Source organism: uncultured Vibrio sp., from assembly GCF_947488985.1.
In the GTDB taxonomy this organism is placed as follows: domain Bacteria; phylum Pseudomonadota; class Gammaproteobacteria; order Enterobacterales; family Vibrionaceae; genus Vibrio.
In genome coordinates this window covers 1-966 of sequence record NZ_CANLBV010000238.1, presented here as the reverse complement: position 1 = coordinate 966, position 966 = coordinate 1, and the positions used below count along the sequence as shown (strand labels likewise).

General features: G+C 43.1%; 2 rRNA genes. Both read right to left on the bottom strand.

The features are described from left to right. Positions 1-227, bottom strand: a 23S ribosomal RNA gene (locus Q1A70_RS20065); the annotation flags it as partial. A gap of 391 nt (positions 228-618) precedes the next feature. Next, positions 619-966 (bottom strand): 16S ribosomal RNA (locus Q1A70_RS20060); the annotation flags it as partial.

Here is a 966-nt window from a genome sequence, read left to right as displayed (position 1 = left end):
GGTTGATTTCTCTTCCTCGGGGTACTTAGATGTTTCAGTTCCCCCGGTTTGCCTCCTGCTGCTATGTATTCACAACAGGATACTTACTTATGTAAGTGGGTTTCCCCATTCAGGAATCCCAGACTCAAAAGGTTATTACTACCTAATCTGGGCTTATCGCAAGTTATTACGCCTTTCATCGCCTCTGACTGCCAAGGCATCCACCGTGTACGCTTAGTCACTTAACCATACAACCCGAAAGGGTCTCTGTTTTACTTTCACTTTTGAAAAGTGAAAACAAACTAGTATGGCAACTAACCAAGGTTTTTGGTTGTCATTAAGAAGGGTTAATTCTCAATGACTGTTTGCCGGACTCAATTGTGAATCAAACTAAGTTTGATTCGAATACAAGACACTTGAATGTGTTTGTTGTGTTTATCTAATGAAAGATAAACATTGAGAACTTTTAAATTTGATTTGAATTACTCGCAAGTAATCAAATCAGTCAGCTTTCCAAATTGTTAAAGAGCATAAAGCAAAAAACTTTAATCAATAACTTACGTTATTAATTAAAGCTCTGGCTTTAACTAAATCTAAACCATTCAATCTGTGTGGACACTTATCGTGAATATCTTCGTATAAGGAGGTGATCCAGCCCCAGGTTCCCCTAGGGCTACCTTGTTACGACTTCACCCCAGTCATGAACCACAAAGTGGTGAGCGTCCTCCCCGAAAGGTTAAACTACCCACTTCTTTTGCAGCCCACTCCCATGGTGTGACGGGCGGTGTGTACAAGGCCCGGGAACGTATTCACCGTAGCATTCTGATCTACGATTACTAGCGATTCCGACTTCATGGAGTCGAGTTGCAGACTCCAATCCGGACTACGACGCACTTTTTGGGATTCGCTCACCATCGCTGGCTTGCTGCCCTCTGTATGCGCCATTGTAGCACGTGTGTAGCCCTACTCGTAAGGGCCATGATGACT